General features: G+C 46.0%; 3 protein-coding genes. All 3 read left to right on the forward strand.

Annotation, left to right across the window (positions count from 1 at the left end; translation table 11 throughout):
• Positions 1 to 1,491 (forward strand): penicillin-binding transpeptidase domain-containing protein (locus AC1DUA_RS23040; RefSeq protein WP_477501990.1); only part of this gene is annotated, 1,491 nt, incomplete at its 5' end.
• A 94-nt stretch (positions 1,492 to 1,585) separates the two neighbouring features.
• Positions 1,586 to 3,514: a stage V sporulation protein D gene (locus tag AC1DUA_RS23045; RefSeq protein WP_477501991.1), complete on the forward strand. Its 1,929-nt coding sequence runs from the start codon at positions 1,586 to 1,588 to the stop codon at positions 3,512 to 3,514.
• A gap of 111 nt (positions 3,515 to 3,625) precedes the next feature.
• A partial coding sequence (locus AC1DUA_RS23050) for a UDP-N-acetylmuramoyl-L-alanyl-D-glutamate--2,6-diaminopimelate ligase (RefSeq protein ID WP_477501992.1) occupies positions 3,626 to 4,961 on the forward strand: 1,336 nt, incomplete at its 3' end.

Genomic DNA, 4,961 nt, shown 5'->3' on the forward strand with positions numbered 1-4,961 from the left:
GAAGACGGCAATAATGTGCGTCTCACCATTGATAAGAACATTCAATTCTACTTGGAGAGCGCGCTGGCCAAAGTAAATGATCAGTGGCATCCCAAAAGCTTAACGGCTATTGCGGTCGATCCTCAAACGATGGAAATATTGGGTATGGCAAATACACCGACGTTTAATCCGAATAAATATTGGACTATCGACAATCAAAGTGATTTTAAAAATAATGCTGTTGCTTCCCGTTATGAACCTGGCTCGACATTCAAAATCGTCACTTTAGCCGGTACGGTAGAAGAGGGGTTATTCAATCCCAATGAGACGTACCAGTCTGGTATGATTCGCGTGCAGGATAGAGAACTGCATGACCACAACCGTGTTGGTTGGGGCAAAATTTCTTATCTCGATGGTCTTAAGCGTTCTAGTAACGTAGCTTTCRTCAAACTAGGTATTGAGAAACTTACGCAACCTAAACTCAAAAGTTACATAGAAAAGTTTGGATTTAATGAAAAAACGAATATCGATATGCCTAATGAAGTATCTGGACTAATCGATATGAAGTATCCATCTGAATATGCAACAGCAACGTATGGGCAAGGGAAAGTCGTTGTTACTGCAATTCAACAAACTGCCGCTTATGCGGCAATGGCGAATGGCGGCAAGTTAATGTGGCCGCATATTGTGAAAGACATTGTAGACCCCAAAACAGGGAAAACGATTCAATCCTTTGCCCCACAAGTTGTGCGCCAAGTCGTTAGTGAGAAGACGGCAGCTACGGTTAGCGGCTACTTGGAGCAAGTCGTTTCTGACCAAGATATTGGAACAGGTAAGCTGGCCTTCATGGAAGGTTATCGTGTAGCTGGCAAAACAGGTACAGCGAATTTGGTACTTCCTGGCGAAAAGACGTATTCAACCAATACCTGGGTTATCTCTTTTATTGGGTATGCACCCGTTGAAAATCCCAAAATCCTCGTCACCTTGATCGCAGATCAGCCAGATCTTGGCGGTAATTACCATTTGGGCGGACAAGTTCTAGCGCCGGCATTTAAAGATATTGTTGGTCAATCCCTGCAGTATATGGGGGTTAAGTCGAGCAAGCAAACACAAATGGTTGCCAAAGAAGCGAACAAGCTTAAAGTGCCTAATTTCATGGAAATGACTTCAGTGAATGCGAAAGCAGCGGCTAAGGAGAGTGGTTTAGCATTGGAAGTTTTTGGTAAGGGAGACAAGGTTGTCGATCAATTCCCCAAACCAGGAACTGAAATCTTATCAACGCAACGAATATATGTGGCCATGCAAAACGTAAGTGAAATGCCGCTACCCAACTTAGTAGGTCGATCCTTGCGCGATGCTGTAGAAGCTTGTTCATTCTTTAAAGTGGACTGTCAAACTTCGGGTGAAGGCTACGTCTCGGATCAAACGAGTGCAGGAGAGGGTGAAGCGCGCACTGCAACACTCCAGCTTAAACCATTAAGCGATAAACCAGCGGTAGCAAATACAAAGTAGCCGTAAAGTGATAGGCTTGTTCTAACCCCTGTTTGTCCCGAATAGTCATGTTAGGAATGAGACTGACTTATTTGGGAAGGGAGATTGAACGTTCATGCGTGCTTCTAACGTTACCGTTCGCCGCAGATTGTTTACTGCGCTCATCATTGGCACGATCATTTTCACTGCACTTATTCTCCGCTTGGCCTACGTCCAGCTATGGATTGGACAAGACTTGGCGAATAAAGCGGAGGATAGCTGGAGGAGACAGATTGAGTTTGCGCCGAAAAGAGGAGAAATTCAGGATCGCAATGGGATCACGTTGACTTATAGTATGAGCACGCCTACGATCGTGGCGATTCCTGTTCAAATCCAAGATCCTCAAAGTACGGCAGCTAAACTGGCGGAAGTGCTTCAAGGAAATGCTGATGATATCTATAAGCAAATTACCAAAAAAACGTCCCAAGTTGACATCAAACCGTCCGGACGAAAAATAACGATAGAGAAAGCACAGGAAGTCCGCAATCTGCATCTTCCTGGGGTTGTAGTCGCTGAAGATAATAAACGTTATTATCCTTTCGGCAGCTTGGCGGCACACATCCTGGGTTTTGCTGGCATAGATAAAGGTATTACAGGGGTTGAAGCGAAATACGATAAGGAATTGACTGGTATCCCCGGCAACATTTCGTATATGACGGATGCAGCAGGCAGGCCACTAGCAGGGACAACGGATAAGTATACAAGTCCGAAAGATGGACTCAACGTAAAACTCACTATCGATAGTCATTTACAATCTGTGATGGAAAGAGAATTGGACCAAGCGATGGTCCAGTATCAAGCACAAAATGTCGTCGCGATCATGATGGACCCGAATAATGGTGAGATCTTGGCGATGGGCAGTAGACCGACCTACGAGCCTGGCAACTATAAGAATTATCCGGCAGAAACGTACAACAGGAACTTGCCGATTTGGAAAACGTACGAGCCTGGTTCGACGTTTAAAATTATTACGCTTGCAGCGGCCTTGGAAGAGAAGAAAGTGGATTTAAAGAATGAACCTTTCTATGATCCTGGTTTTATCGAGGTTGGAGGAGCAAGACTGCGTTGTTGGAAACGAGGCGGTCATGGCAGTGAAACGATGCTTCAGGTTGTTCAAAACTCTTGTAACCCGGGCTTTGTCGTTATGGGGCAGCGCTTGGGCAAAGAGAAGTTGTTTGACTATATTTCCAAGTTTGGCTTTGGGAAAAAGACAGGCATTGACCTTGGCGGGGAAGAGAACGGGATTATGTTCAAGCCTTCTCAGGTTGGGCCAGTGGAACTTGCGACGACCGCGTTCGGTCAAGGGGTTTCAGTAACGCCGATTCAACAAATTACAGCTGTCTCTGCGGCGATTAACGGTGGTAAGCTGTTTAAGCCTTATGTGGCAAAATCCTTCTCGAACCCGGACACAGGAGAAGTCGTTGATGTTACTGAACCGGAGCTTGTGCGCAATGTGATTTCGGAGGGAACCTCGAAACAGGTTCGTGAAGCGCTCGAAAGCGTAGTAGCGCTAGGTACAGGGCGCAATGCTTTTATCGACGGTTACCGGGTCGGAGGAAAAACAGGAACCGCTCAGAAGGTTATTAACGGTCGTTACTCACCCGATGAGCATATTGTGTCCTTCATCGGATTTGCCCCGGCGGATAACCCAAAAATTGTGATTTATGCGGCTGTGGATGACCCCAAAGGCATTCAATTTGGCGGCTTGATCGCAGCGCCTTTAGTTAAGAACATGATGGCTGACGCTTTGCGCTATATGAAGGTAGAGCCGAATAAACAGCAGCTCGATAAAGAGTACCGATATGGGGAAACGCCGGTTGTTGAGGTGCCGGACTTGGTTGGAGCGTCAGTTGATGATATATTAGAAGATCTGAACATGAATTTCAAGCTGGCGAAGTCCGGCAATGGCAAATATGTGATCAGCCAAGCGCCGAAAGCAGGCACACGGGTGGATCAAGGTTCAACGATTCGAATTTTTCTATCGAACAATGAGCCGCCGCAATAGGAATTTATCTGCCCTTTCAAAAAAAGATTTGCAAGTAAGACATGTTTAGCTTTTCCACATGCATAAAATTGTCCATAATAGATAGGAAAAATGTTAAGGAGAGGGTTGCTCATGAAACTGCAGGAGCTTGCTTCCGCACTGCTCATTACCCACATACATGGAAATGCGGATACAGAGATTACGGGGATTGAAGCAGACTCTCGTAAAATAAAACCAGGCGATTTGTTTTTGTGTATCCCTGGACTGACGGTTGACGGCCATGATTATGCCCCAAAAGCCGTTGCGCTTGGGGCTTCTGCACTTGTTACCGAAAGAGTGCTGGATTTGCCAGTTCCACAGCTGGTGGTGAAGGATGCCAGATATGCGATGGCAGCGTTGTCAGCTCATTTCTACGGATATCCAAGCAAACAATTGAGATTAATTGGAATTACAGGAACCAACGGCAAAACAACATCTACCTACCTGCTAGAAAAAATATTGCGCGATCAAGGCTTTATTACGGGTTTGATGGGTACGATCCAAATGAAAATCGGGGATACGTACACCGAGATGGAGCGGACAACGCAAGAATCGGTTGATCTTCAGCGCAGTTTCCGCAGCATGTGCGAGGCAGGAACGGATTACTGCATCATGGAGGTTTCAAGCCATGCTTTGGAGCTTGGCCGTGTGAAGGGGATTCATTTCCGATCAGGTATATTCACGAACCTGTCTCAGGATCATTTGGATTATCACAATACAATGGATGCCTATGCAGCGGCCAAAGGGCTTTTATTCTCCAGATTGGGCAATGGCTTTTCAGGCGATCTCAGTGATCGTCAATATGCGATATTGAATGCGGATGACGCGGCATCCGAAACGTTCGACAGACTTACTGCCGCACAGGTGATTACATACGGAATTGAGCAGCCATGTGATGTTCGGGCGACTGACATTCGCATGACCGCAAAAGGTACAGCTTTCAAAGTAGTCTCTTTTGCAGGAGAAATGCTGTTCCAAATGAAATTGGTTGGCAAATTTAATGTATATAATGCTCTTGGGTCAATCGCTGCAGCATTAGCGGAAGGTATTTCTCTCGAGGCGATTCGAAATAGCTTAGAAAGCATTGCTGTCGTTGATGGACGGATGGAAGTTGTGGATGAGGGCCAGGATTATTTGGTTCTGGTTGACTATGCCCATACGCCGGATGGACTTGAGAACGCACTCTCGACGGTTCGTGAATTTGCCGAGGGCAAAGTCATTACCGTATTTGGTTGTGGAGGGGACCGTGATAGGACGAAACGGCCTATGATGGGGAAGGTTACGGCTGCCTATAGCGATTATTTATATGTCACTTCCGATAATCCTCGTACGGAGAACCCGGATGCCATCCTTCAAGACATCGTTCCTGGCCTGATGGAGGTCAACTATCCCGAAAATAAATATGAATTGATACCAGATCGTAAAAAAG

Source organism: Paenibacillus sp. 01T422 (genome assembly GCF_056398785.1).

Bases quoted from the DNA above. Each gene is read 5' to 3' on its own strand.
- AC1DUA_RS23045 (WP_477501991.1), top strand. From the start codon at position 1,586: ATGCGTGCTTCTAACGTTACCGTTCGCCGCAGATTGTTTACTGCGCTC.